General features: G+C 71.9%; 22 protein-coding genes and 5 tRNA genes. 19 read left to right on the forward strand and 8 right to left on the reverse strand.

The window, feature by feature from the left end; all coding sequences use genetic code 11:
- Positions 1 to 14: 14 nt before the first annotated feature.
- The 3 genes from HNR23_RS23985 to HNR23_RS23995 form a co-directional block, all read right to left on the reverse strand.
- Positions 15 to 1,166 carry a type III PLP-dependent enzyme gene (locus HNR23_RS23985; protein WP_184078972.1) on the reverse strand — a complete coding sequence of 384 codons (1,152 nt, stop codon included), beginning with the start codon at positions 1,164 to 1,166 and terminating at the stop codon, positions 15 to 17.
- A complete protein-coding gene (locus HNR23_RS23990) occupies positions 1,163 to 2,089 on the reverse strand; it encodes a dimethylarginine dimethylaminohydrolase family protein (protein ID WP_184078974.1) in 927 nt (308 codons plus the stop codon). Before HNR23_RS23990 ends, HNR23_RS23985 begins: the two co-directional genes overlap by 4 nt.
- A 970-nt stretch (positions 2,090 to 3,059) precedes the next feature.
- Positions 3,060 to 3,132: transfer RNA gene (locus HNR23_RS23995), tRNA-Lys, on the reverse strand.
- Between the two features lie 96 nt (positions 3,133 to 3,228).
- Here HNR23_RS23995 and HNR23_RS24000 point away from each other — a divergent pair.
- Both HNR23_RS24000 and HNR23_RS24005 read left to right on the forward strand, forming a co-directional pair.
- Positions 3,229 to 3,663 (forward strand): hypothetical protein, encoded by a 435-nt coding sequence (locus HNR23_RS24000; protein WP_184078976.1) that lies wholly within the window; start codon positions 3,229 to 3,231, stop codon positions 3,661 to 3,663.
- A gap of 145 nt (positions 3,664 to 3,808) precedes the next feature.
- The gene (locus HNR23_RS24005; protein ID WP_184078978.1) at positions 3,809 to 4,069 is read left to right on the forward strand and encodes a PspC domain-containing protein; all 261 of its coding nucleotides are present in this window, start codon (positions 3,809 to 3,811) and stop codon (positions 4,067 to 4,069) included.
- A 5-nt stretch (positions 4,070 to 4,074) separates the two neighbouring features.
- Here the strand turns inward: HNR23_RS24005 and HNR23_RS24010 are convergent, their stop codons facing one another.
- Both HNR23_RS24010 and HNR23_RS24015 read right to left on the reverse strand, forming a co-directional pair.
- Positions 4,075 to 5,460 carry an MFS transporter gene (locus tag HNR23_RS24010; RefSeq protein WP_246422545.1) on the reverse strand — a complete coding sequence of 462 codons (1,386 nt, stop codon included), beginning with the start codon at positions 5,458 to 5,460 and terminating at the stop codon, positions 4,075 to 4,077.
- A gap of 409 nt (positions 5,461 to 5,869) precedes the next feature.
- On the reverse strand, positions 5,870 to 6,214 hold the full coding sequence (locus HNR23_RS24015; protein WP_184078980.1) for a metallopeptidase family protein: 345 nt from the start codon (positions 6,212 to 6,214) through the stop codon (positions 5,870 to 5,872).
- 93 nt (positions 6,215 to 6,307) lie between these two features.
- On the opposite strand from HNR23_RS24015, the gene HNR23_RS24020 reads away from it, so the two are divergent.
- The 4 genes from HNR23_RS24020 to HNR23_RS24035 all read left to right on the forward strand — a co-directional run bounded on the left by HNR23_RS24020 (position 6,308) and on the right by HNR23_RS24035 (position 8,418).
- Complete coding sequence (locus HNR23_RS24020; RefSeq protein ID WP_343070696.1) at positions 6,308 to 7,951, forward strand: metallophosphoesterase family protein; 1,644 nt, start codon at positions 6,308 to 6,310, stop codon at positions 7,949 to 7,951.
- A 109-nt stretch (positions 7,952 to 8,060) separates the two neighbouring features.
- Positions 8,061 to 8,133: transfer RNA gene (locus HNR23_RS24025), tRNA-Glu, on the forward strand.
- Between the two features lie 109 nt (positions 8,134 to 8,242).
- A tRNA-Asp gene (locus HNR23_RS24030) sits at positions 8,243 to 8,317 on the forward strand.
- A gap of 27 nt (positions 8,318 to 8,344) precedes the next feature.
- Positions 8,345 to 8,418 (forward strand) — tRNA-Phe (locus HNR23_RS24035).
- Positions 8,419 to 8,580: 162 nt separating this feature from the next.
- Here HNR23_RS24035 and HNR23_RS24040 read toward each other — a convergent pair.
- Entirely contained in the window at positions 8,581 to 9,444 is an 864-nt protein-coding gene (locus HNR23_RS24040; RefSeq protein WP_184078982.1) for a DUF6671 family protein, read from the reverse strand.
- The gene (locus HNR23_RS24045) at positions 9,441 to 9,755 is read right to left on the reverse strand and encodes a MarR family transcriptional regulator (RefSeq protein ID WP_184078984.1); all 315 of its coding nucleotides are present in this window, start codon (positions 9,753 to 9,755) and stop codon (positions 9,441 to 9,443) included. The genes HNR23_RS24040 and HNR23_RS24045 overlap by 4 nt, the downstream gene beginning before the upstream one ends.
- A gap of 110 nt (positions 9,756 to 9,865) precedes the next feature.
- Between HNR23_RS24045 and HNR23_RS27325 the strand changes: the two genes are divergently transcribed.
- The 6 genes from HNR23_RS27325 (at position 9,866) to HNR23_RS24070 (ending at position 17,905) form a co-directional block, all read left to right on the forward strand.
- Positions 9,866 to 9,988: a hypothetical protein gene (locus HNR23_RS27325; RefSeq protein ID WP_281381895.1), complete on the forward strand. Its 123-nt coding sequence runs from the start codon at positions 9,866 to 9,868 to the stop codon at positions 9,986 to 9,988.
- A complete protein-coding gene (locus HNR23_RS24050) occupies positions 9,985 to 11,583 on the forward strand; it encodes a proton-conducting transporter transmembrane domain-containing protein (protein WP_184078986.1) in 1,599 nt (532 codons plus the stop codon). The genes HNR23_RS27325 and HNR23_RS24050 overlap by 4 nt, the downstream gene beginning before the upstream one ends.
- A 3-nt stretch (positions 11,584 to 11,586) precedes the next feature.
- Positions 11,587 to 14,397, forward strand: coding sequence for a DUF2309 domain-containing protein (locus HNR23_RS24055; protein ID WP_184078988.1), 2,811 nt, complete (start codon positions 11,587 to 11,589; stop codon positions 14,395 to 14,397).
- Positions 14,397 to 14,945 carry a hypothetical protein gene (locus HNR23_RS24060; RefSeq protein ID WP_184078991.1) on the forward strand — a complete coding sequence of 183 codons (549 nt, stop codon included), beginning with the start codon at positions 14,397 to 14,399 and terminating at the stop codon, positions 14,943 to 14,945. The genes HNR23_RS24055 and HNR23_RS24060 overlap by 1 nt, the downstream gene beginning before the upstream one ends.
- A 21-nt stretch (positions 14,946 to 14,966) precedes the next feature.
- Complete coding sequence (locus HNR23_RS24065; RefSeq protein WP_184078993.1) at positions 14,967 to 15,947, forward strand: L-threonylcarbamoyladenylate synthase; 981 nt, start codon at positions 14,967 to 14,969, stop codon at positions 15,945 to 15,947.
- Positions 15,948 to 16,234: 287 nt separating this feature from the next.
- Positions 16,235 to 17,905, forward strand: a complete 1,671-nt coding sequence (locus HNR23_RS24070) for an ABC-F family ATP-binding cassette domain-containing protein (RefSeq protein WP_184078995.1) — start codon at positions 16,235 to 16,237, stop codon at positions 17,903 to 17,905.
- A gap of 95 nt (positions 17,906 to 18,000) precedes the next feature.
- Here the strand turns inward: HNR23_RS24070 and HNR23_RS24075 are convergent, their stop codons facing one another.
- Entirely contained in the window at positions 18,001 to 19,272 is a 1,272-nt protein-coding gene (locus HNR23_RS24075; RefSeq protein ID WP_184078997.1) for a DUF418 domain-containing protein, read from the reverse strand.
- A gap of 564 nt (positions 19,273 to 19,836) precedes the next feature.
- Here HNR23_RS24075 and HNR23_RS24080 point away from each other — a divergent pair.
- From HNR23_RS24080 to HNR23_RS24110, 7 genes are all read left to right on the forward strand, one after another.
- Positions 19,837 to 19,911 (forward strand) — tRNA-Asp (locus tag HNR23_RS24080).
- Between the two features lie 156 nt (positions 19,912 to 20,067).
- Positions 20,068 to 20,802: an rRNA methyltransferase gene (locus HNR23_RS24085; protein WP_184078999.1), complete on the forward strand. Its 735-nt coding sequence runs from the start codon at positions 20,068 to 20,070 to the stop codon at positions 20,800 to 20,802.
- 51 nt (positions 20,803 to 20,853) lie between these two features.
- A complete protein-coding gene (locus HNR23_RS24090; RefSeq protein ID WP_184079001.1) occupies positions 20,854 to 21,801 on the forward strand; it encodes a DUF5996 family protein in 948 nt (315 codons plus the stop codon).
- A complete protein-coding gene (locus tag HNR23_RS24095; RefSeq protein WP_184079003.1) occupies positions 21,792 to 22,100 on the forward strand; it encodes an N-acetyltransferase in 309 nt (102 codons plus the stop codon). The genes HNR23_RS24090 and HNR23_RS24095 overlap by 10 nt, the downstream gene beginning before the upstream one ends.
- A 158-nt stretch (positions 22,101 to 22,258) precedes the next feature.
- The gene (locus HNR23_RS24100) at positions 22,259 to 23,701 is read left to right on the forward strand and encodes an amino acid carrier protein (RefSeq protein WP_184079004.1); all 1,443 of its coding nucleotides are present in this window, start codon (positions 22,259 to 22,261) and stop codon (positions 23,699 to 23,701) included.
- Between the two features lie 199 nt (positions 23,702 to 23,900).
- Positions 23,901 to 24,698 carry an ion transporter gene (locus tag HNR23_RS24105; protein ID WP_184080805.1) on the forward strand — a complete coding sequence of 266 codons (798 nt, stop codon included), beginning with the start codon at positions 23,901 to 23,903 and terminating at the stop codon, positions 24,696 to 24,698.
- A gap of 121 nt (positions 24,699 to 24,819) precedes the next feature.
- Entirely contained in the window at positions 24,820 to 25,419 is a 600-nt protein-coding gene (locus HNR23_RS24110) for a GNAT family N-acetyltransferase (RefSeq protein ID WP_184079005.1), read from the forward strand.
- Positions 25,420 to 25,746 lie beyond the last annotated feature (327 nt).

Genomic DNA, 25,746 nt, shown 5'->3' on the forward strand with positions numbered 1-25,746 from the left:
GGTCGTCGGGGCGGTCAGGCCCCGATGCAGTAGGTGTCGGGTGGGGAGAATCCGTTGAACCCCACGGAGGCGTAGCTGGACGTGTAGGCACCGGCGCTGTGGATGTCCATGTAGTCGCCCGCGGTGAGCCCGGTCGGCAGCAGGTAGTTCGCGTCGCGGTAGATCACGTCGGCGCTGTCGCAGGTCGGCCCGGCGATGACCGCGGGTTCCTCGGTGCGGCTGCTGCGGCTGGCGGACAGCCGGTACTGGATCGCTTCGCCCTCGGTCTCCGCCAGTCCGCCGAACCGTCCGATGTCGAGGTAGATCCAGCGCCGCCCGTCGCGCTCCTCGGCGTCCGCGACCAGGACGATCTCGCTGCGCAGCAGGCCGGCGTCGGCCACCAGGAAGCGTCCGGGCTCCGCTGCGAGCCGCGGCCGCCGTCCGCCGGGGAAGTTGAGGCTGAGCGCGGTCTCGATCGACTCCCGGTAGCTCTCCAGCGCCGGGACCGAGTCCCGGTAGTGCGCGGGGAGGCCGCCGCCCAGGTTCAGGACCTCCAGTTCGATGCCGTCGTCGGCCAGCTCCGCGAAGACGCGGGCCGCGAGGGCGACGCCGTCGTTCCACCGGGCGGGCTTGAGCTGCTGCGAGCCGATGTGGAACGCAACCCCGTAGGGGCGCAGACCACGGGACCGCGCGGTGCGCAGCAGGTCGGCGGCCTGGGCAGGGCCGCACCCGAACTTCTCGCTCAGACTCCACCGGGCGCCGTCGCTGCTGACCCGGATGCGGCAGAGCACCCGTCCGCCCGGTGCGGCGTCGGCCACCTTCCCCACCTCCTCGGCGCTGTCCACCACGAAGGTGTCCACCCCGCGGGAGTGGGCGTAGGCGATGTCCCTGCGCTTCTTGATCGGGTTGCCGTAGGAGAGCCGCCCGGGGGCGGCGCCGGCGGCCAGGCACACGTCGATCTCCGCGGGGCTGGCCACGTCGAAGGATGCCCCCAGCCCTACGAGCGCGCGGACCACGTCCGGGTGCGAGTTCGCCTTGACCGCGTAGAAGATCTCCGTGTCGGAGAAGGTCGTGGACAGCCGGTGGTACTGCCGCTTCACCACGTTGAGGTCGATGACCAGGCACGGTGTCGCGGGGCGGTGACGGTCGAGGTAGTCGATGATCCTGCCTGCGTCTTCGGCTCTCATTCGGCCGCCCCCTTTCCCGCGAGCGTGTCGGTTTCCGGTCGGGACCCGTGCCCGGTGGGCAGGTCGGTGTCGAGTGCCAGGGTGAGGCAGCGGCAGCCCCCGCCGGCCTTGCGGAACTCGCTCACGTCGCACACCGCGACGTCGAAGCCGCGCTCGTCCAGCAGCCGGCCGAGCCGGGGCGAGCAGTGGGGCATGACGATGCGGTGCCCGACGACCACCGAGTTCGCGGCGAACGCCAGGCCTTCCTCGTCGGTCAGGAGCACCGGGTCCGGGACCAGTCGCCGCAGCCGCCGCAGGGCCTCGTCGGAGAAGGCGGACGGGACGATCAGGGCGCTCCGGTCGTCGAGCGGGCAGAAGGCCACATCGACGTGGTAGAACGCGGGGTCGGTGAGCCGGACGGGCAGGATCGGCCATCCCGTGCGCCGGGCCAGCTCGCCGTAGGCGAGGCGGTCCGACCGCATCCCGTACCCCGCGACCAGGGTGCCGGCGAACGGAAGCGCGTCCCCGGCCCCCTCCTGCACGGCGTCCGGTGCCGGATCGGCGACGGACCAGTTGTTCCGGTCGAACCAGTGGGCGGCGTGCGCGACCTCGGCGGCCCGCTCCGGGTGGCGCATACGGGCGGGCCAGAAGGTGTGGCCGTCCACGATGCCGTGGTTGGCGGTGAAGACCGCGTCCGGGTGATCCGGCAGCGGCTCCAGCTCGTCGAGCTTCGCTCCGGCCTCGCGCAGTGTGGCGACGAGCCGTGTCCACTGGTCGTGCGCCAGCTCGCGGTCCACCGTCTCGTTCGGATCCATCCAGGGGTTGATGGAGTACCGGACGTCGAAGTAGCGCGGTGGGCACACGAGATAGCGGTACCCCCACACGCGTGATCCCCCGTTGGGCTCGGAGCGAATGGTCGACTGCTCAGAAACGTCTTCTGCCATTGAGTAACCTCCCCGTTGACTTCTGAGTAGGTCGGTTCTGGTGAGCACCTTGCCTATTGTTGAATTTTGTTCTTGAGGGCATAGCGAATACACCTGATCGCACCGGATGGAAACACGCGAATTGACATACGGCACGCGTCGGACAGGCGCGTGGGGAAGCGCGGTGAACGCACGGGACGCATGGGTACGCCGCTTCCGGGCAGGGGTGCCCGTCAGAGACGGAGCGTCAACGGTCGCGTGTGGAGTAGAGGTCGGGGGAGGATCTCCCCGCAGCCGGATACCGCCGGTTCACCGCCATCGCCTGTGGCGAGGGCACAGTGGAGCCCTGGACGATTCCGGACTGAACTCCCGTAGGGCCGCGGGATGGCCGCCGGTATCCGGCGGCGCTGAGCATGCAGGAAGCACGAAGGGCTGCCGCATCCGCGACCCTGTCGGTGGCCGCCTTACGGATACGGGCAGCGCAGGCCCATCTCTAGGTAATCAACGGTGATGCTACGCACGGTGCCTACCGTCCCGTCCCCCATATCGCGGCCCCTCCCCATGGGGCCAGAGTGTGATTCGTAGGCTTCGTTTTGCTTACCGGTCCCGGCTTTCGCCGGGCAGGCACCATGTTGCCAAGCGTTAAGATCGTTCGCAACGGCTATTCGCGAATTTTCCAGCACGCAAGGCCCGGAGGGCCTGTATTCGTGCCCGGCGCCGCCCTCGCCGGCGGCCCGAAATTAGTCCGACACGCCGGCGCCGCCCAAATCCCGGGCAAGGCGCGAGCGGAATCACGCTCCGAATCTCCGCAATTCCTCTGCGTGTGAATCCGGTGGTGTGTGTCCGAGGCCACCGGCGACAAGGACGGGACGAGCGGAGCCCCGCCCGCTCGGTGCCCCCGGCGGTCCCCCGACGGTCCGCCACGTGCACCGAAACGCGACCGGGCGCCCTTCCGTGGGAAGGGCGCCCGGTCCAGGATGTTTTCTCGCGGTGGGCCCCCAGGGGATCGAACCCTGAACCCGCGGATTAAAAGTCCGCTGCTCTGCCAGTTGAGCTAAGGGCCCGGAGGGTGGCGCTGCCGTCATGGGTACGGTGCCACACCGTGCCTGCTAAGACTAACGGGTTTTCCCCCCGGATGCGGAACCCGGGAGGCGGGAGCGGTGCCCGGCACAGCGCCGTGGTTCGCTGAAGCCATGGAGTGGAACCCTGACGACGCCCGCAGGTGGGCGGAGGAGATCCTCGGTCAGCTCGGTGCGCCCGACGGGGTCACGCTGGAGGTGACGGGAGGGGATTTCGAGGATGACTGGTGGGGTGGGCTCGTCGGTCCCGGTGCCGCCGTCTGGCTCGCCTCCGGTACGGCGTTCAGCGCCAACGTCTGCCTGGAGGCGGTCCTGACCCCGGCCGAGGCCGTCGCACTGCTGGCGGACCGGATGCAGGACTTCGTTCTGGAGGCGACGTGCGGCGCCGCCCTCCCCTCATGCCGGGAGGGGCATCAGCACCCTGCTGCCGTCGCGGTGTCGGCCGGAACGGCGTGGTGGGTGTGCCCACACGGCGGGCAGCGGCTGCGGTCCGTGCTCGGGGCGGCACCGGGATGAGGCACACGGCATCGTCGTAGCCGCTGCGCACGTCGGTCCGGGGGCGTCCCCGGACCGGGGCGGGCGGGTGCTCAGGGTGGAGTCAGGGGACCGCCAGGGGTGTTCCCGATGGGCATCGGGCCGCGGAGCGGGCAGGCTGAAGGGTATGAGCGAGAACAACGGTAAGAAGAGCCTGCGGCGGAGCCGAGACAAGAGGATCCTGACCGGTGTCTGCGGCGGCATCGGGGAGTACGTCGGTGTCGACGCGAACCTGGTGCGGCTGGCGTTCGCGGTGTTCACCGTCCTGGGGGCGAGCGGGATCCTGCTGTACGTCATCGCGTGGCTGGTGATGCCCGAGGAGGGGACCGGCACGTCCGTGCTGGAGCACATGATCCGCAACTTCCAGGGAAAGCAGAGCGACCTGTGATGTGGTCACTCCGCGCCCGGCCCCTGCCCCGACCCGGCGGCCGTGCCCGGCCGCGGTCGCGAGCCCTCGGAGGAACCGGGGTCCTGGGAGCGGTGGGCGGCGTCCGCGCCCGCGGGGCCGTGCATCAGGGCGATGGCCTCGCCGGACAGCCGGGACCAGGGTGCGGCCAGCAGCAGGGCGCCCAGCACCCCCAGACCTCCCGCGACCGTGATGACGACGTGGATCCCGGCCACATCGACCAGCAGGCTGGCCAGGGCGATGCCGATGCCCTGGACCGCCTGTAGTCCCGCCGCCACCAGGCCGAACGCCAGTCCCCGGCCCTTGGCCGGTGCGCACAGGACGAACGCCGCGTTGGCCACGAACTGGTAGGCCGCCGTCATCCCCGACAGCATCAGGAGCCCCACCATCACCCACAGCGGCGGGTGCAGCAGCCAGACCAGCAGCGGGACCGACGCCGCCACGGCCAGCGGGCCGATCATCCGCATCCGGAACGCCGGGCTGATCAGCCGCGTCAGAACGAACCCGCCGATGATGGCCCCCATCGACGGCCCCGCCATCAGCAGCCCGGCGGCCATCGGCCCGCCGCCGACCTCGTCGGCCAGCGGTCCCGCCAGCCCGTAGGGGATCGTGTAGAAACCGGCCAGCCAGGCGAACAGACCCAGCGTCCGCAGCCGTGCGTCGCCGAAGACCAGGCGTGTGCCGTCCCGTGTCACCCGCCACAGCGATGGGCGCTCCTCCCGCTCGTCGCGTGGAGCCGGCCGGTGGCGCACCCCGAAGCGGACGATCAGGGCCGCGAGGACGAAGGTCAGCCCGTTGAACATGACGGCCGCGTTCGGACCGACCGCGGCCACGATCCCGCCGCCCAGCACCAGCCCGGCCAGCGTCCCCACCTGCGTGGTGAGGCTGATGATCGCCGATCCGGCGACGTATCGCTCGCCCTGCACGATCTCGGCCATCAGCGCGGCCCTGGCCGCGCCGAAGGGGACCATCGGCAGGGCGGAGCAGAACACCAGGACCCAGATCGCCCAGACCGGCAGGCCGGGAACACCGATCCCGACCACCAGCGCCGCCCGGGCCAGGTCGCTGACCACGATCACCCTGCGTCGCGGGAAGAGGTCGGCCAGGCCGGAGAGCAGCGGGCCGCCGACGATCTGCGGCAGGAACGTCAGCGCCATCGTGATCCCGGCGGCCAGAGCCGAGGACGTCTGCTGGTAGACGAGGAGCGCGACCGCGATGTTCAGCAGGTAGCTGCCGGTCATCGACAACGCGTGGGCCACCCATAGCGCCCGGAACTCGCCGATGCCCATGACGTCGCGGTATCCGCGCCGCCAGTCGCCTTTCGCGCCGCCCCCGCCGCCGCGGCCGTTCTCCCCGTGCCCTGTCTCCGTCATGGGCGCACTCGCCCCAGAGCCGCCGTCCGAGGGGGTGCCCCGGGTGGTCGCGGCGTGTTCGCGGTCCTGCGGAGGGACGTCGATCTTGCGGCTGTCCGTGCGCGGATTACCCACCCGGCGGCTCCCTCATCTGGTTCGCACCGGCGTCACTCTCGGTTGTTATCTGATGACCTACGGTCCCTGATCCCGGGTAGGTTCCGCAAGTCGTTTAAGGGAATCTGTGACTGATCTATCGGCGCTGGTAGGGATACGTGGCGACTTCGGAGCACCCGGCCACGGGGTCGCACGCCCCGGTCTCCGGGGGGTGGCCGCGCCGCCTTCGCGGGGCTGTCCGGGCTGGTGCGGCGGCCGACGTCGTCACGTTCGGTATTCCCGCCGCCGCCCCGACCCCGCTCGGCCGCCCACCGCCTCACCCCCACCCCAGCTCGTGCAGCCGCTCGTCGGAGATGCCGAAATGGTGGGCGATCTCATGGACGACGGTGATCCGGATCTCCTCCACGACCTGGTCGGCTGTCTCGCAGAACGCGCAGATCTCCCGCCAGTACAGGAAGATCTGGTCGGGCAGGACGCCCGAGTAGCTCTCCCCGCGCTCGGTCAGCGGTATCCCCTCGTACAGACCCAGCAGGCCGGGCTCGGGGGGGTCCTCGCTGACGGTGATGACGACGTTGTCCATCATCCGGGTCAGCTCGGGTGGGATGGTGTCGAGCGCGTCGGCGACGAGCTCCTCGAATCGCTTCCGGGTGAGTTCGACCACGCACCCGATTGTCCGCCATGTCCCGACCGGACGCGCAAGCGACGCGGGCCCGGGGACGTTGTTGAGGCGGGACGCACCGGCAATCATGGAGGTGTGTTCTCTCGGCTGGGATCCGACCTGCGTTCGGCCCTGACCCGTGAGCGGCTTCGTTCCGCGGCGGGCCGGATCGGCCGACTGCGCACGGGGCGCGGCGCCCGGATCGTCGCCGTGATCCTGGCGGGCCTGCTGGGCGGCTGGCTCGGCCTCGCCCTGGGCGGCCAGGTGATGACGCCGATCGGCCCGGCCGACGTCAACCTCAGCGTCAGCCCGGGACGCGGGGAGACCGTGCTGAACGTGGCGCCGCTCGGCAAGCTCGCCTTCGACACGCACGCCGCGCCGCTGCGCTTCGAGGCGGCGATCACCGAGATCCGCCCGGCCGCGGCCCAGGAGGTGTTCGAGAACCCGGAGGCCATCGACCGCATCGCGGAGACCATCGGGGCCGAGGTCCAGCACGGCGTCGTGCTGCTCCTGGCACGCTCCGCCGGAGCCGCCGTCCTGGGGGCCGGGTTGGTCGCGCTCGTGGTGTTCCGCGACTGGCGGCGGGCGGCCGCGAGCGCGGCGACCGCACTGGTCACCTTCGCGTCGGCCGCCGGTCTGGCCGCGGCCACCTTCAACCCGGCCGCGGTGGCCGAGCCCCGCTACACCGGGCTGCTCGTGGGCGCTCCGAACGTGGTGGGCAACGCCGAGGACGTCGTCAGCCGGTTCGACGAGTACCGCAAGCAGCTCGCGGGCCTCGTCGGCAACGTGTCGATGCTGTACGAGGCCACCTCCACCCTGCCGGTCTACGAGGACGACGAGTCGACGATCCGGGTGCTGCACGTGGCCGACCTCCACCTCAACCCGGCCGCCTGGAACGTCATCCGCTCGCTGCGGGAGCAGTTCCAGGTGGACCTCATCGTCGACTCCGGTGACTTCACCGACCGCGGCAGCGCCGCCGAGGACGCCTTCGCCGACGAGATCGGCAAGCTCGACGTCCCGTATGTGTGGGTGCGCGGCAACCATGACTCGATGGGCACCCAGCGCGCCGTGCAGGCACAACCCAACGCGGTGGTGCTGGACGAGGACATCGCCGAGGTCGGCGGGATCGTCTTCTACGGCGCCGGCGACCCGCGCTTCACCCCCGACAAGGCGCGCGACGACCCCGACGAGGAGGAGGTCGCCGCCATCGGAGCCGAGCAGGCCGAGTCCATCGTGGACGCCGACCCGCCGGTGGACGTCGTGGTGATGCACGACCCGCTGCAGGCCGAGGCGTTCAGCGGGCGTGTCCCGCTGGTTCTGAGCGGGCACGGGCACAACCGGTGGACCGAAATGGAGGAGACCGGTACGCGCTACATCGTCCAGGGCTCGACCGGCGGCGCCGGGCTGCGCAGCCTCGCCGGCGGACCCGACCGCCCCACGCCCTACCAGGCGTCGGTGCTCTACTTCGGGGCCGAGACCAAGCGGCTGCAGGCCTGGGACGACGTCACCCTCGGCGGGCTGGGCCTGACGTCGGCCCAGATCGAGCGGCACATCGAGGAGGAACCGGACCGGGAGATCACCCCGCCCGACCCGGTTCCGGTGCCCACGCCCGCGCCGGAGCCGGCCCCGGAGACGCCGGACGTGACCCCTTCCCCGACGTCCCCTGCGGAAACGGACGCCGCCCCGGAGGCTCCCGAGGACACGCCCGCCGAACCTCCGGTGGCCCGTCCGGCGGCCTGATCGGGCGGGTCCGGGAGAACCGCTTTGGCACTGGACGGAAATCTCCCCTATGCTTGACCCGTCCCCGACGGCAGGCGAAGCGGGAAATGGCGACTCGTTCGTCGTCGAGGCCCCCATCGTCTAGTGGCCTAGGACGCCGCCCTTTCAAGGCGGTAACGCCGGTTCGAATCCGGTTGGGGGTACGGATCCGGGTCTGACCACTGCCGGGAGTCTGGCAGAATGAGGACGCGGACGCGCAGGATGCAACACCCGGAAGGGTCGGGGCGTCGGGTGCGGACAAGTGAATAGCAAGGTCCTGTGGAGCAGTTAGGAGTGCTCGCCACCCTGTCAAGGTGGAGGCCGCGGGTTCAAATCCCGTCAGGACCGCTCGCACAACCGCATGGTGGTGCATGGGGCCAGGTAGCTCAGTTGGTACGAGCGTCCGCCTGAAAAGCGGAAGGTCGGCGGTTCGACCCCGCCCCTGGCCACAGTTTGCAAGCATGAGAAAAGCCCCGCGACCTGGGATTTCCGGTCACGGGGCTTTTTTGTTGTCCCCCGATGATCGCGGCCTTCGGTAGGGGAAGACGGACGGAATCGACTCCTGCCGCCGCGATCATCGGGGAATCCGGGGTCTGTCGCGCGGCACCGTCCTAGGGGTTGCAGCAGGGGCAGTAGCGGGGGTCGGCGTGGGTGCGGCCGTCGCTGCGGGGGCGTGTGTGGCGATGGGGGCATCGGGCGCACCCGTCGATCTCTGCGGCCGTGTGGTCGGTGGGGGTGCGGCAGGTGGCGCAGGGCAGTCCGGGTTCGGTGGCCACGGTCCCGAAGCCCGGGGCCTGGCAGACGGGGCATCGGCGCGCCAGGCGGTGGCCCAGGTCGCGGGCGAGCACCGCGATCTCGCGCATGCGGGTGGGGTTGTGGCCGGCTCGCATGTCCGTTTCCAGCCGCGCGAGCCCGTCCGCCGACCGGTGGGCGCAGGAGGCGATGGTCGCGGCGAGGTCCTCGCGAGTGCGGACGCCCTTGTGGATGGGGGCGTCGCCGTCGGGTGTGCTGGGCCGGACGACGAGCGAGTGGTCGGGGAAGCGCGCCGCTTTGAGGAAGGTGTCGAGGTCGTCGTCGAGTCGTGCGGCGGTGGTGTGGGCGAAGTTGGTGTGGTCGCTCACGCGCTGCTGGGTGATCTGGATGCCCAGATCGTCGTCGACGAAGGCGAGGATCTCCAGCCCCATGGGGATGAAGGCGGCGTGAGGATGGGGGCCGAAGGTGCCCTCGCTGGCCAGGGCGCGGGGGATGCCGCTGGCCCGGATACCGAGCCGTGCTTTGAGCAGGGCGGTCTGGCTGGGCGGGGCGGGCCGTTCGATCTCGCCGGTGAAGGTGCCGAGCCGGTCGGTGTCGATTCCGGGGGGCACGGTGAGGCGCAGGCCGGGGGCGTCGGCGAGGGCGGGGGCCAGCGCTTCTTCCTTGCGGTGCTGGGTGGCCAGGGCGGCGGGGGCTCCGGCGTAGGGGTGGGGGGCGTTCACGCGGCGTCGCCCGAGGAGGAGTCGGAGCCGGAGTCGGAGCCGTTCTTGAGGACCCTCAGGATCGCGCCGACGGCGTGGTCGCGTTCGAGGGGGTGGCGCAGGGGGAGTTCGGGGTTGAGGCGGTAGCGGTTGCGCCTGCCCTCGCGGATGCGTTCGAGGTAGCCGGCTTCGGCGAGGTCGGCGACGATCCGCTGGGTGGCGCGTTCGGTGATCCCCACGGCGTCGGAGACGTCGCGCATGCGCATGTAGGGGTCGCGGGCCAGACACAGAAGTACGTGCGCATGGTTGGTGAGGAAGGTCCAGTCAGCCACGTGGTCCAGGGTACTTGATACGACCCAGAATTCCCCATGCTTGACTCACGTCTTTTGTGTCGTGTATAAGTTCGCAGGTATTTCTTATCGTGAATCGAGGAGACGCGGTGATGAACAGCGCCCACGCGCTCAAGGCCACCGGCCGACCTGCGGAGCCGCACGGCCCGACCGGCCCCCACATCCCGGCCCGCGCCGCCGGTGAGGCACGCCTGCCGCAGGCGGCGGCCCGGTGAGCGCCCTGCTGTTCGCCGCGGTTGCGCTGCCCGCGCTCACCGCCCTGGCCTGTGCTCTGGTACCCGCGCGCATCGGCGATCGCGCCGGATCCTGGGGCGCGGCGGGCGCGGCCACCGCCCTGGCCCTGACCGGCGTGGTCGCGTTCGCCGTCGCCTCCCAGGGGCCGGTCGCGGCCGCCCTGCCCGGCGGCACCCCCGCGGTTCTCCACGCCGACCGGCTGACCATCGTGATGCTGGCCCTGGTGCTCGGCGTCAGCACGCTGACGCAGCTGTTCACCGGCCGCTACCTGTCGGGCGACCCGCGCCAGTGCCGACTGGTCGCCGCGATGGGCGCCACCACCTCGGCCGCGGCGGTCCTGGTGAGCGCAGCCACGCTGGGCCTGCTGCTCGCCGCCTGGATCGCCGCCGGACTGGGGCTGCTGGCGATGTTCGCCCAGCGCGCGGACCTCCCCTCCGCCCGGCTGGGCCTGCGGCGCGCCGCGGCCGCGTTCGCCGTCGGCGACCTGGCCCTGGTCGCGGCCTGCGCTCTGGTGTGGACCGGCATCGGCGGTCTCGACGTGCGCGACGTGGGCGCCGCCGCCCACGCCCTGGCCGACACCCGGATCGGCGTGGCCGGACTCAGTGTGCCCACTGCCCCCGTGGTGGCGTGCCTGCTGGTGGTGGCGGCGATGGGGCGGTGTGCGCTGCTGCCGCTGCACCGCTGGCTGCCGGCCACGCTCGCAGCACCCACTCCGGTGTCGGCGTTCATGCACGCCGGGCTCGTCAACGCCGGGGGGTTCCTGCTCGTCCGGCTGGGGCCGGTCTTCTCCTCCTCAGGTCTCGCCACCCACCTGGCGTTCGCCGTCGGCGCCCTGACCGCGTTCTACGGCACTGCGCTGATGCTGTCGCGGCCCGACACCAAGGGAGCCCTCGCCTACTCCACGATCGGCCAGATGGGGTTCATGGTGATGGCCTGCGCGCTGGGGGCGTTCGCCTTCGTGGTCTTCCACCTGGTCGCCCACGGGATGTACAAGGCGGCGCTGTTCCTGGGGGCCGGCTCGGCCATCGGCGCGAGCAAGCGCCACCGGGCCGTCCCCCGGCCCGCCCCGGCGGGTGTGGGCTGGCCCGCGCCGACACGCCTGGCGGTGGCGGCCGCCGTACCCGCCGCCGTGCTGTGGGTGTGCCTGACCACCTTCGCCTCGGGGGTTCTGGAGCAGCCGGGCGCCCTCGCCCTGCTGCCCTTCGCCTGGGCCAGCGCCGCACACGCCCTGTGGGCCTGGCTGGGGGCCACACCCGGCCGCGCCGGGGCGGGGGTCGCGGCGACCGCGGTCGTCTGCGCGTCCTACGCCGTGCTCCTGGTCGCGGCCAAGGGGTTCCTGGCACCCGCCCTGGAGGCCGCCGCCCGACCGGTCAGCCCATGGCTGGTGCTCGTGCCCGCGACCGTGCTGGCCGTGGCACTGCTGGCCCGGCTCCGGCCGGTCTCGTCCGTGGAATCCGACCTGTACGCGCGGGCGCTGGACGCGGGCTGGGTCACCGCGTCCGACACCTGGCGCGCCACCGCCCACCGGGGGTCCGCGCCGACGCGCACCCCCGCGCCCATCTCGTCTGGAGTGTGAGGAATGACCGGCCACAGCCCTGAAAGTCACGCCCTCCTGCGCGCGCGGGTCGACTCGGCCGGGAGGATTCTCTTCCCCACCTGGCCGCTGCGCACTATCGTCGCCGTCAATCCGCTCGGTGGCTTGGAGCACCACCCCTTCGAGACGGCGGTCGGCCTGGCATCGGACCTTCTCGGGCTGCGGGGGCACCTGCCGCTGGAGCGCTTTCGAGGCCTGTACGCCCAGGGGCGCATCAGCGACGCCGACCTGGATGCGGCCGTGCTCCGGCGGCTTCCCGACCTGGACGCCGCGGAGCCGGTGGAGCTCGCGGGCCGGCACCGGTCGGCCGTGGAGGTGCTGCGCGCCGACCTGCTCCACGGTGAGGAGGCCGGCCGACGCACACCGAGGCCGCGGGGTGCGGGCGAGTGGTACGACGCACTGCTGGGTACCCGGGTGGCCGAGGTGGTCGACGAGCAGGTGGCCAAGTGGTGCGCCGCCTTCTTCGACACCGTCCAGGCGCGCTGGCCGATGCCGCACCGCGACCGCGGCCTCTACGCCGCCTGGCGGTCGCTGGTGGCCTTCGATCCCGCGCCGCGCCGCCTGGGCATCGCCAGGTCGCGCCTTGCGGATCTTCCCGAGCGGGCCGAGGACGCCGTGCTCGACGCCCTGGCCGCCCTCCGGGTGCCCGACCGCGAGCACAAGGGCGAGCTGCGCGCCCAGCTCGCGCGCACCCCGGGGTGGGCCGGCCACGCCAAGTGGTGTGCCGGGCACCCCGACCAGGCGCCGTACCCTGCCGACCTGGTGGACCTGCTAGCGGTCCGCCTGACCTACGAGGCCGCGCTGGTGGAGGAGGCCACATCCCACCTTCCCCACGGCACCGACTCGCTGCGCGCCCTGGTCGAGGCGCGCCTGGTGGAGGAGGCGCCGCTGAGCGGAATCGAGGCGGGGTTCGCGCGCGCCATCGGCGTGGCGCGCGCCCTGGGCACCCGCACCACGGCAGAACCTGTGCTGCGGCAGCTGGGCGAGGTACTCGAACGCCTTCCCGCCCCCGACAGGGGCTGGGTCTGGCTCGACGCCTTCGAGTGGCACTACCGCGACCGGCTTCTGGAGGCCCTGGACCGGCCCGCGCCACCGGCTCGGGCCGGGCGGGCACGGGCGCAGGCAGTGTTCTGCATCGACGCCCGGTCGGAGGGGATGCGCCGCCACCTGGAGCGCCTGGGTCCCTACCGGACATACGGGTTCGCCGGGTTCTACCAGCTGGCCATGGGCTACCGGGAGCTGGCCGGCGACCACGAGGCGCGGCTGTGCCCCGTCCCGCTCACCCCGGACGCGCGGATCGCCGAGTACGCGGCGAAGGGCCGCGAGGCCGACGCGGCGCGCGCCGTCGCCGGACGGCGGCACGCGCATGCGCTGGAGTACGCCTTCCACGGTGCCAAGGACGACCTTGCGTCCCCATTCGTCCTGGCCGAGACCGCCGGATGGATCGCCGGTCCGCTGGCGGCCGTCAAGACCGCGGCCCCCAGGTGGTACGCGCGGGTGCGCGCCCGGATGGTCGGCCGGGTGGTCGGCCACCGCTGGGACGGTGTAACCGACGTCACCGTGGCCTCGCCCACGGGGGAGGAGGCCGAGGCGCTGGCCGTGTCGGCCGAACGGCAGGCGATCCGTGCGCTGCTGGGCCGTCCCGGGCTGTCGGAGGACGAGTGCGAGGACTACCGGCGCCAGGCGCTGGCGGGCGGCCAGGTGCACCTGCGCCGACGGCTCGGACTGACCGAGGAGGGGCACGCCGCGCGTGTTCGGGAGGCGCGGCGGCTCGGGCTCGACGGCCAGGAGCGGGTCCGCTGGGCCGAGTCCGTGCTGCGGTCGTTCGGGCTGGTGGCGGATTTCGCCCGGATCGTGCTGCTGGCCGGGCACGGCAGCCGTACCGAGAACAACGCCTATGAGGCGGCGCTGGACTGCGGCGCGTGCGGTGGGCAGCGCGGCGGCCCCAACGCGCGGGTGGCGTGCGCGATCCTCAACCGGCCCGAGGTGCGCGCCGGGCTGGCCGAACGGGGCATCACCATCCCCGCCGACACCGTGTTCGTGGCAGCCGAGCACGATACCGCCACCGACCAGGTCACCCTCCTGGCCCCCCACACGGTTCCCGCCACGCACCACCGGGACCTGGAACGGCTGGAAGCCGACCTGCGCACCGCGGGCCGCGCGCTGGCGCGCGAGCGGGCCGCGCACCTGCCCGGGGGCGGCGCGCCGGCCAGGCGCGCGGCCGACTGGGCCCAGGTGCGGCCTGAGTGGGGGCTGGCCCGCCACGCGGCCTTCGTCATCGGGCCCGGCGAGATGGTCTCGGGGCTGGACCTGCGGGGGCGGACCTTCCTGCACTCCTACGACTGGCGAGTCGACGAGGACGCGTCCGCGCTGGAGACGATCCTGACCGCCCCGGGGCTGGTGGTCCAGTGGATCAACGCCCAGTACTACTTCTCCACTGTGGATCCGCAGGTGCTGGGGGCGGGGGACAAGACGCTGCACAACGTGGTCGGGGACGTGGGCGTTCTGCAGGGCCACGGCGGTGACCTGCGGCTGGGGCTTCCCTGGCAGTCGGTCGCGGCCGGGGACAGACTCCACCACGAACCGATGCGGGCGCTGTACGTGGTGGAGGCGCCCCGGGAGCGTGTGGACATGCTGATCGCGCGCAACCCCCTGCTGCAGCGCTACTTCGACGGCGGTTGGCTGTCCCTGGCCGTGCGGGAGGGCCCCGGGGGCGTGTGGTATCTGCGCTCCGGCGGTGCGTGGCAGCAGTGGCGGCGCGCCGAGTCCTGGTCCGCTAAGGGGGTGGCGGCCTGATGGGCGTCCTCCTTCTTGTGCGCAGCTCCGACGGTGTCACCGCCGCTGTGGAGCAGGCGGGCGCCTTCCTGCTCCAGTGGCGCCGGCGCTTCCCCGACGCCTGCGCGGACGGCGAGCTCCTGGGCGTGTGGCTGCGGAGGGAACTGGGGTCGGGCCTGCCCGCCTGGCGCCGGTCGGGCCGCGATGCCGCGCCGGGCGTGCGCGTCAACGACTGCCGGGACCCGTACCGACCAGGTCGGGGAGTAGGGCATGATGTCGGTATCCGGGAGTCGCTGACCTGCGCGGACACGTGGGCGCTGTGCTGGGTCGACGGCGGTTGGCCGCGCGGAGCCGCGGAGCTCGGGCAGCGGCGGAGACGGATCCTCGACGGTCTGGTCTGCGAGGCCGACGGGCCGGGGCTGTTCCTTCCCGTCTTCGGGGCGGGTGAGGCGACCGGCGGCGTCGGGGCGGCCATGCGCGAGCTCCAGGGGAGGTATCCGCGCCTGGTCGGCGACACCTGGTTCGTCGACGACCGCCGACACGGCATCCTCAGGTTTCGGGGACGGTGAACACCGAAAGGACGTACGAGCATGACGGCAGGCAGCGGGGACATCGAAAAGGCGGCGCGCGTGCTGCGGGCCGGGGGCCTGGTGGCGCTTCCGACCGAGACCGTCTACGGGCTGGGCGCCAACGCCGAGGACCCCGGCGCCGTGGCGCGCACCTTCGAGGTCAAGGGACGCCCGCCGACGCACCCGCTCATCGTGCACATCGGCGGGGCGGAGCAGTTGGCCGACTGGGTGGCGGATGTGCCGGAGGAAGCGCGTGTGCTGGCCGAGCGGTTCTGGCCGGGGCCGCTCACGCTCGTGCTGCGGCGCGGGGACCGGGCCTGCACGGAGGCGACCGGCGGGCTGGACACCGTGGCCGTGCGGGTGCCGGCCCACCCTGTGGCACGGGAGCTGCTGTCGGTGTTCGGTGGCGGTGTGACGGCGCCCTCGGCGAACCGGTTCGGGTCGGTGAGCCCGACGACGGCCGACCATGTGCGCGAGGAGCTGGGCGGTGCGGTCGACTTCGTGCTGGACGGCGGCCCGTGCCTGGTGGGAGTGGAGTCGACGATCGTGGACGTGTCGGGCGGGGAGCCGGCCGTGCTGCGTCCGGGCGGTGTGACGCGCGAGGAGCTGGAGGAGGCGCTGGGACGCCCGGTGCCGGTGCCCGGGGTGAGCAGGGTGCGGGTGCCGGGGCAGCACCCGTCGCACTACGCGCCCCGCGCCCGGGTCGTGCTCGTCGAACCGGGGCAGGTGGCCGCCGAGGCCGAACGGGCCCGGGAGCAGGGGCACCGGGTGGGAGTCCTGCTCCCCCCGGCGCTGGCCGACGCCGAAGTGAAGGCGCACACCGTGGTGGCGGTCCCCGCGTCGCCGGCCGAGTACGCGCGCGACCTGTACGGGTTCCTGCGCGAGTTCGACCGGCGCGGGTGCGACCTCATCGTGGCCTGCCCGCCCGCGGACGAGGGGCTGGGCCTGGCCATCGCCAACCGACTCCACCGCGCCGCAGGCCCGCGCCCAGCCGCGCGGTGACCGCGGCCCCCCCGGGGCTTCCCGCTCGATGGCCATGGCGGCAGATCCGGTGGTGTCCGATTCGTCGGAATGCTGCCCGTGGTCATCGAGGGACTTCGAGGCCATGGACTTCACCCGTCGGGTGCACCCTGACCCCTACGGCCTGGTCCCGGCCGTCATCGCGCGCGAGGAGGACGGCTCCTGGGCGGGACGTGCGGCCGTGCGCCATTCGTGACGGGGCGGGGTGACCGCCCGCGCCCGAGAAAACCCTTCGACCCGGGCCCGCCTTCGGCGGCATAGTGCGCACTATGGGTCACATCGACGTCGCCGGGGTCGCGTTCGCGCTGCCCGACGGGCGGATGCTGTTGGATGACGTCTCTTTCCGGGTCGGCGACGGGATGAAGGCGGTCCTCGTCGGCGCCAACGGGAGCGGGAAGACGACCCTGATGCGGGTCGTCGCCGGGGACGAGGCGCCGTCCGGTGGGGCGGTGACCCGCAGCGGGCGCATCGGGGTGATGCGGCAGTTCATCGGCTCGCACGCCAACGCCACGGACGGGGCCGACGGGGTCGCGGCGCCGCTGACCGCGGCCGCCTCGGTGCGGGACCTGCTCGCGTCCGTGGCGCCCCCGGCCGTGCGTGCGGCCGCGCGTGAGCTGGACGCCGCCGAGCTGGTGATGATGGAGCGCGACGACGAGCGGGCCCAGCTGCGCTATGCCCAGGCCCTGGCGGACTGGGCGGACGCCGGCGGATACGACGCCGAGGTGCTCTGGGACGTGTGCACGGTGGCCGCCCTGGGGATCCCGTTCGCCCGCGCCCAGTACCGCGAGCTGGGCACCCTCTCCGGCGGTGAGCAGAAGCGGCTCGTCCTGGAAGCCCTGCTGCGCGGGCCCGACGATGTGCTGCTGCTCGACGAGCCCGACAACTACCTCGACGTCCCGGCGAAACTCTGGCTGGAAGAGCAGCTCCGCGCCACCCCGAAGACCGTGCTGTTCATCAGCCACGACCGGGAACTGCTCGACCGCACCGCCACCCACGTCATCACCCTGGAGGGCGGCACGGCCGCCGGGAACACGGCGTGGGTGCACGGTGGCGGCTTCGCCGGGTACCACGAGGCCCGCGCCGACCGGCACACCCGGTTCGCCGAGATGCGGCGCCGCTGGGACGAGCGGCACGCGCAGCTGCGCGAGCTGGTGCGGACCCTGCGCCAGAAGGCCGCATACAACGACGACATGTCCAGCCGCTACCGCGCCGCCCAGACCCGGCTGCGCAAGTTCGAGGAGGCCGGTCCGCCCCCCGAACCGCCGCGCCCCCAGGACATCAGGATGCGGCTGCGCGGCGGCCGCACCGGTGTGCGCGCCCTGACCTGCACGGACCTCGAACTCACCGGCCTGATGAAGCCGTTCTCCACCGAGGTCTTCTACGGCGAGCGCGTCGGCGTGCTCGGCTCCAACGGGTCGGGCAAGTCGCACTTCCTGCGCCTGCTCGCCGACCCGCCCGCCGTCGCCCACACCGGTGAGGCCCGCCTGGGCGCGCGCGTGGTCCCCGGCCACTTCGCCCAGACCCACCACCACCCCGAGTGGAACGGCCGCACGCTCACCGCGATCCTGGAGCAGGACCACGCGCTCCCGCTCGATCTGTCGGCACCGGTGCTGCAGCGCTACGAGCTGGTGCACCGGCGCGAGACGCGCTTCGACGCGCTGTCCGGCGGGCAGCAGGCCCGGTTTCAGATCCTGCTGCTGGAGCTGTCCGGCGCGACGATGCTGCTGCTCGACGAGCCCACCGACAACCTCGACGTCGAGTCGGCCGAAGCGCTGGAGACCGCACTGGAGGCCTTCGACGGCACGGTCCTCGCCGTGACGCACGACCGCTGGTTCGCGCGCTCCTTCGACCGCTTCCTGGTGTTCGGCGCCGACGGCGACGTCTACCCCTCCGAGGGCCCCGTGTGGGACGAGGGCCGGGTGCGCCGGGACCGCCCCTGAGCGCCCTCAGCTCCGTTGGTCTCGGGGATATCGGGGTGAAAATCGCGCCTGATACCCCGATATCCCCGAGATCAACGCCGGATGGAGGTCGCGGGTCAGGTCTTGACGGGGGTGCGGGGCTTCTCGCGGGGGAGCACGCGTTCGGCGGTGCCGTTGGCGGCCCGGGTGAGCATGCGCTCCATCGGCCCGCTGCCGAACCGGGACCGCCATACGGTGGCCACGATGAACGCGGCGATCAGGTAGAGCTCGGCGTCGTGGGCGAGCACGTCGCTGATTCGGCCGTAGCCCTCACCCAGCGGGTCGGTCACCCACATCAGGACGATGTGCGCCGAGTAGAGCGTGAGCGTCATCGTCCCCACCGACGCCAGCGGGTCGAGCAGGCGCCCGGCCCGGTCGGCCACGATCAGGCACAGGCCCAGCACGACGAGGGCGGCCCCGGTGTTGCCGAGCACTTCGAAGGTGGTGTTGCTGTGCGGCTCGGCGATCACCAGATCCTCGGCGGGGACGCCGAAGAGCGTCGGCAGCCCGTCGGGCAGCGCACGCACGGCCACCCAGGAGCCCCCGTAGCCGACGACCGCCCCGGCGAGCCCGCCGAGGACCAGGCGCGCGCGGACCGACGCCGAGCGCAGGTCCAGGCGCCCGACGAGCATGCCGGCGATGACGTAGCCCATGAACGCCACCGCCGGGTACAGGCCGGTCGCGAGCAGGTCCAGCAGGCCGTCGGTCGGGGCCGACAGCTCGAAGGCCGCCCCCGGCCCCCGCGGCAGCACGTAGGAGAAGAAGGGGTCGTGCGAGGTGCCGAGGATCAGCGACGGCCAGTCCTCGCCGAACAGCTCCGTGGCGCCATAGGCCAGGTTGCCGACCGTCGGCCCGATGAGGATGACCAGGCCGCCCACCAGCGCGAGGACCCGGCCGCGCAGCCACAGCAGCGGGAGTGCCAGCAGGAAGTACAGCCCGTAGTAGTGCAGGATCACCGCCGCGCTGTGGAAGGACGCGAGCAGGTAGCCGATGAGGACCAGGAGGGCCGCGCGCACCACGATCTTGACACGGGCGCGCCCCCGGTCCGCGGCGCTGGTGACCACGTCGCGCCGTCCCGCGATGAAGGTGAGGGACACCCCCGCGAGCAGGGCGAACAGCGCCGCGGACCGTCCGCTGACGGCGTCGAAGACGAGGACGGCCACGCGGTCGGCGAGGTTGACGGGGTCCGCGCCGCCACTGGCGATGGCGTAGGGCTCGCCGGAGACGGCGAACGCCGAGAGCGGCACGCCCAGGTGGGCGATGAACATACCGATCAGCGCGAGGCCGCGGGCGACGTCTACCCCGGCGAGGCGGGCGCGCCGCGGTTCAGTGTGGCGTTCCTGTGCCACTGCTACTCCTGTGGGGGTCCCGGTCGGATTCGAGGGATGGGGGGAGGGGGGTGGCGTGCGGCGACCGGGGTTACGGGCCAGGGCTGTGCACGGCGGTGCCGATGGCGCGCGCCCTACCGGTGGCGCGGCGGGAGAACGGGAGAACCGGCGTCCTCAGGTGCGGCGGCGCCCCGCGAGCCCGGGCGGGTGTCCGCAGACCCCCCACGCGCCGCTCCACGGGCAGGCCGAAGGCGCCGGCCGCTGTCGGCGGGACGGCGGCCGCGCAGCAGGCCGGGGCGATCCCCCGCGGGGGATCGGAGAGCAGGGCGGACACGTGGCGGGGGTGCTCCTCGGGAGAAAAGGTGAGGACGCCGGGGGAGAGCCCGCGGCGACGTCGTGAATATTACCCTGTGCGACTTTCGAGTGTTCTGCGTGATCTCTGTTCCGCGCCCCCGGAGATCCGGGAAGGTGGACGCGCCTGAGAGAGGACGGCGGTGGACACCCTGGCGCGAGCACTCCCGCCGTACCGTTAGAGTTGTCCTATCGCCGTTCGCCGCCGAAAGGCGGAATGCGGGCGATACGCATGGTCCTGTGGAGCAGTTAGGAGTGCTCGCCACCCTGTCAAGGTGGAGGCCGCGGGTTCAAATCCCGTCAGGACCGCACGGACGCAGAACGAAGGAGAACCCGGGAGCCGCCACGGCCCCGGGTTTTTTCGCGTCCCACCGGATCCCCCGTCGATCTCGGCGGAGTGCACCGAATGACCGCCGATAGTCGGTGCGGTTCACTGAGATCGACGGAACGGGATGATGGGGAACCATGAGCTACCGCTACGCCACCGAGCGCGCCGACCGGTCCGACCTGGCCACCGGACAGGTGCTGCGGTCCGCCCCGGGGCATCCGGGGTTCCCGGTGCGGCTGGCCGACGAGCTCTTCCAGCGGGCCGCCGCCCACCTCGGCCCCGGGCCGCTCGGGCTGTGGGACCCGTGCTGCGGCAGCGGGTACCTGGCGACCGTCCTCGGCCTGCTGCACCGCGACCGGCTCGGGCATGTCCTGGCGACCGACGTGGACCCCGACGCGCTCGGCATCGCCGCCCGCAACCTCGCCCTGCTCACCGCCGACGGGCTGGCCGCGCGCGAGCGGGAGCTGCGCGCGGGCGCGGTGGAGTTCGCCAAGCCGTCCTTCCTGGAGCGCGCCGACGCCGCGCGGCGGCTGGCCGACGGCCTCGCCCGCCTCGGCGGCGACCTGCCGCACACCGCCCGTCCGGGCGACGCCTTCGCACCCGAGCCCCCCGGGCACCCGGTGGACCTCGTCCTCACCGACGTGCCTTACGGCGACCTCACACACTGGTCCGGTGCCGCCCCCGCGTCCGGCGCCGCCGACCCCGTCCCGGCGTTGATGCGCTCGCTGGCCTCCGTCCTGCCGGACCGCGCGGTCCTCGCCGTCACGGCGCGCACCCGCAGGATCGTGCTGCCGCAGGGTGTGTGTGCGCTGGAGCGAGTTCGGGTCGGCAACCGCGCGGCGGCCCTCGTGCGCGTCGCTGAACTGCGATGATGGGACGTCCGACAGGCTTTCCGGTCCACCACGGAGGACGGAGGACGCGTGATGGAGCTGTTCCCTGCGGTCCCGTTACGGGACTGGGCCGACACCAAGGAGACCCTGCATCGCTTCCTCCAGGTCGTCGGCAAGATCCGGTTGACCTCGGCTCCGCGGCGCAACCACTGGTGGAACGCCCCCTACCACCTCAACGGCAACGGCATCACCACACGGCCGATGGGGGTGGTCGACGGCAACCCGGTGTTCACCGTCGACTTCGACTTCGTGGACCACCTCCTGGTGGCCCGCACCATCGACGGCCGCAGCGCGTCGTTCCTGCTGCCGGGTCACAGCGTGGCCACGTTCTACCGCGAGGTGCTCGCGACGCTGGACGGGCTGGGCGTGCACGCCCGCATCCCCCGTCCCCGCCCCTATGATCTGCCCGACTCCGGGCGCCCCTTCGCCGAGGACGTCGAACACGCCCACTACGACCCGGAGGCCGCGAACCGCTACTGGCGGGTGCTCAGCCAGGTCAACATGGTGCTGGAGGAGTTCGCCGCCGGGTTCTCCGGCAAGACCAGCCCGGTGCACCACTTCTGGCACACCTTCGACATCGCGATGACCCGGTTCGGCGAGCGCGTCATCGATCAGCCGCGGAAGGCGGGTCCGCTGATCCGCGAGGCGTACTCGCGCGACGTGGTCTCCTTCGGCTTCTGGTTCGGTGACGAGAACACCGGGGAACCGGCCTTCTACTCCTACACGGCGCCCGAACCCGAGGGCATCACCGACCGCCCGCTGCCCTCCGGGGCCCTGTGGGCCCCCAGTGGCGCGGGACACCTCGCACTACTGCCCTGCGCCGAAGCGCGCCGCGCCCCCGACCCGAGGTCGGCGGTGCTCGCCTTCTACGAAGCCGCCTACCGGGCGGGAGCGGACCTGCTCGGCTGGGACCGCGCCGCACTGGACTGCCCGAGTGGTGTGACCGACCGGCTCAAGGCCAAGGGGGAGCAGTGGAGCTGACCGTGATCGACGTGCCGGAGCGCAAGCGCTACGAGGCGCGTGACGCCGCCGGGGGCACTGCGGGATTCGCCGACTACATCGTGACCGACGAGATGGTCGTGTTCACCCACACCGAGGTGGACCCGGTCCACGAGGGCAGGGGCGTGGGGGGCAGCCTGGTGCGCGGGGCGCTGGACGACGTCCGTGCGCGCGGACTCGCGGTGCTCCCGCTGTGCCCCTTCGTCAAGGGCTGGATCCGTCGGCACCCGGACTACGCGGACCTCGTCTACCGGACCCGGCCCAGCAGCGTGACCGACTGATCCGCGCACGTTGGGTGGGCGGGCGGTGACCGACGCGAGGCATAGGTCACAGAATGGTCCGTTTACTGCAACGTGTGACACCTCGGGGTGTTCCACCCCAAATGGGTGGGTAATGCGGCGGTGGCATTCCCCCCAGTCGCAAAGGAGCACTTCGGGTCGTGGACCGGATCAACGAGACGGTCGTCTTCCTCACAGACGGCTTCTGGCAGTACCTGCTCATCCCCCTGCTGGCGATTCTGAGCATCTATTTCACGGTCCGGCTGGGCGGTGTCCAGCTGCGCCTTATCCCGGACATGATCCGGACGCTGCGCGGCACCCCCGAGACCGCGCCCGACGGCAAGAAGGCGATCTCCTCCTTCCAGGCCTTCTCCATCTCCGCCGCAGCGCGCATCGGCACCGGCAACGTCGTCGGTGTCGCCGGGGCCATCGCGGTGGGCGGCCCCGGCGCGGTGCTGTGGATGTGGCTGATGGGCCTGATCGTGGGCGCGGCCAGCTTCGTCGAGTCCACCCTCGGCCAGCTGTACAAGGTGCGGGACAAGACCGGCTTCCGAGGCGGTCCCGCCTACTACATGGAGCGCGGCCTGGGCGCCCGCTGGGCCGGGGTGATCTTCGCGATCGTCATCACCATCACCTTCGCCTTCACCTTCAACGCGGTGCAGAGCAACACCATCTCCGGTGCCATCCAGGGTTCGGTCGAGGCGTCCGGCGCGACGGCGCCCGGCTGGCTCGGCGCCGCGATCGGCGCGGTGCTGGTGGCCATCAGCGCGGCGGTGATCTTCGGCGGCGTGCGCCGCATCGCGATGGTGACCCAGGCGCTGGTGCCGTTCATGGCGCTGATCTACATCGTGATGGGCCTGGTCGTGGTCGTGATGAACGCGGACCAGATCCCCGCGGTCTTCACGATGATCTTCGAGAGCGCCTTCGGGATCCGCGAGTTCGCCGGCGCGACGCTGGGCACGGTCATCGTGCAGGGTGTGCGGCGCGGCATGTTCTCCAACGAGGCCGGCCTGGGGTCGGCCCCCAACGCCGGCGCGACCGCGTCGGTCAGCCACCCGGTCAAGCAGGGCCTCGTGCAGACCCTGGGCGTCTATTTCGACACCCTCGTCATCTGCTCCATCACCGCGTTCGTCATCCTCGTCTCCGACCCGCAGTTCGGCTCGGAGCGCGGCCCGCTGATGACACAGGAGGCGCTGCAGGCCAACCTGGGCACGTGGTCGCTGCACGCGCTCACCCTGGTCCTGCTGCTGCTCGCGTTCAGCTCGGTGCTGGGCAACTACTACTACGGCGAGTCCAATGTCGGATTCCTCAGCGGGAACAAGAGCGTGATGCTCGGCTTCCAGTTGGTCTTCTTGACCGCGACGTTCCTCGGCGCCATCGGCTCGGTGGAGATCGTGTGGAACCTGGCCGACACCACCATGGGCATCATGGCGCTGGTGAATCTGCTGGCGATCGCGCCGCTCAGCGGCATCGTCGTACTGCTGCTCAAGGACTACCAGGAGCAGCGCAAGCAGGGGCTGGACCCGGTGTTCACCCGCGACCGCATCCCCGGCCTGCGCGGCGTGGAGTGCTGGGAGCCGGACGAGGACAGGTCCAGGGTCTGATCCCGGACCCCGACCCCCGGCGCGGCCCGCGTCGACCCTCCCTCCGCCGGCGGCGGGGCCATCGTGCCTCCGCCGCCGGCGGTTTCGCGTGCGGCCGCGGCGCGCGCGGAGCTTATCTCCGTCATCGGATATCGCCGATAGGCTCTGGCGGTCCCCCGCCCGATTCCTCCGATTGAAGACGGAGTTCCGACACTTGCTGTTGCATGACCGAGTCCGGGCAATTGTGGATGCCTGGTCGTTTCAGGCCATCATCATCGGATTGATCCTGGTCAACGCCCTGCTTCTGGGGGTGGAGACCTCGCCGTGGATGCGCTCGGAATACGGCGCGGTGCTCCACGCGGCGGACACCGCCGTGCTGTGGGTGTTCGTGGTCGAGCTGGGTCTGCGCATGTTCGCGCACCGCCGGGACTTCTTCCGCGACCCGTGGAGCTGGTTCGACATGGCCGTGGTGGGCATCGCGCTGCTGCCGGCCACGGGGCCGTTCGCGGTGCTGCGTATCCTGCGGGTGCTTCGGGTGCTGCGACTGCTGTCCGTCATCCCGTCCCTGCGCCACGTCGTCACCGGCCTGTTCCGTGCGCTGCCGGGGATGGCATCGATCTCGTTCCTGGTCGCGCTGCTGCTGTACGTGGCGGCGGTGATGTCGACCAACCTGTTCCGGGAGACCTCCCCGCAGAACTTCGGCGACCTGTTCACCTCCCTGTTCACCCTGTTCCAGATCATGACCGGGGACAGCTGGGGGGAGATCGCCCGCGGCGTCATGCACGAGCAGCCCCTGGCGTGGATCTTCTTCGTCATGTTCATCCTGGCGTCGACCTTCATCGCGCTGAACCTGTTCATCGCGGTGGCGGTGCAGGCCCTGGAGCACGAGGGCGACGAACGGCGCGCCGCAGGTGGGGAGGTCGACACCCTGGTCCTCACCGAGGTCCGCGCGCTGCGGGCCGAGATCGCGGAGTTGCGCGCGGAGGTGGGGCGCCCGACGGTCAAGGACTCCTCCTAGATTCTCTTATCGCGGGCGTGACCTGTGAAAAGGCCGCGATCCGGACGGAACGGAGGGTGCCGGACACGCCCCGGAGTCGCTAGTGTTCTGGGTCACGACCAGTGCGCGCCGAGGGGGTCTGATGACCGTCATCTCGATCGAGCCCGCCACTCCGGATCGATGGGAGGACCTGGAAGAACTGTTCGGGCCAACCGGGGCCTATGGGCACTGCTGGTGTGTGTACTTCCGACGCAGAGCCAAGGATTTCACCGAGAGCGTGTCGTGTCCCCAGCCCCAGCGCGGGGCCTCCAACCGCGAGACGCTGAACCGCGTGACGCTGGAAGGGCGGGTTCCCGGACTGATCGCCTACGAGGACGCCCGACCGTGCGGCTGGGTGTCCGTGGCTCCCCGGGAGGACTTCGTGCGACTCTCGCGGTCGCGGTCGCTGCGGCCCGTCGACCCGAACGAGCCGGGGGTGTGGTCGCTGGTGTGCTTCTGGCTGCCGCCGCGCCGCCGCCGCAAGGGCATGGGATCGCGGCTGCTGATCGCGGCGATCGACCACGCCCGCGCCTGCGGCGGCCGGGTGCTGGAGGCGTACCCGGTCGACACGGCCGGGGGACGCGCGCCCAGCGCCGAGGTGTACACGGGCACCGTGCGGATGTTCCAGAAGGCCGGTTTCACCTGCACTCCCCACCCCGTGAGCGGGCGTCCCATCGCCCGACTCGCCCTCAAGGAAGGTTGAAGGAGGGTCGACCGCCGTGAATTCGCCCCTGTGAACGGCCGCTGCGCGACCGGAATTCACGGCGGACGACCGGTGGCCGCCGCGGCCGAAGATCGCCTCCGGTGCCCCCGCCGCCGGACCGGGGGCGGGGGCACCGGCGCGGTCGCCGATCACCTCACCCGGGCCGGTGCTGCAGCGGCTCCGGTCAGGACACATCTGGTTCTCATCCGTCTCCCTGACACGTCGTGGGCGGCGAATGTCGGTTCCGTTCGCGATCGCCCGGACTCATGGGTGTCCGCGGGTGTTTCGGGGCGTGGGTCCCGCGTCATCAACGTTGTCACCTGCTGT

It is taken from the genome of Nocardiopsis mwathae (assembly GCF_014201195.1).
Lineage (GTDB): Bacteria > Actinomycetota > Actinomycetes > Streptosporangiales > Streptosporangiaceae > Nocardiopsis_C > Nocardiopsis_C mwathae.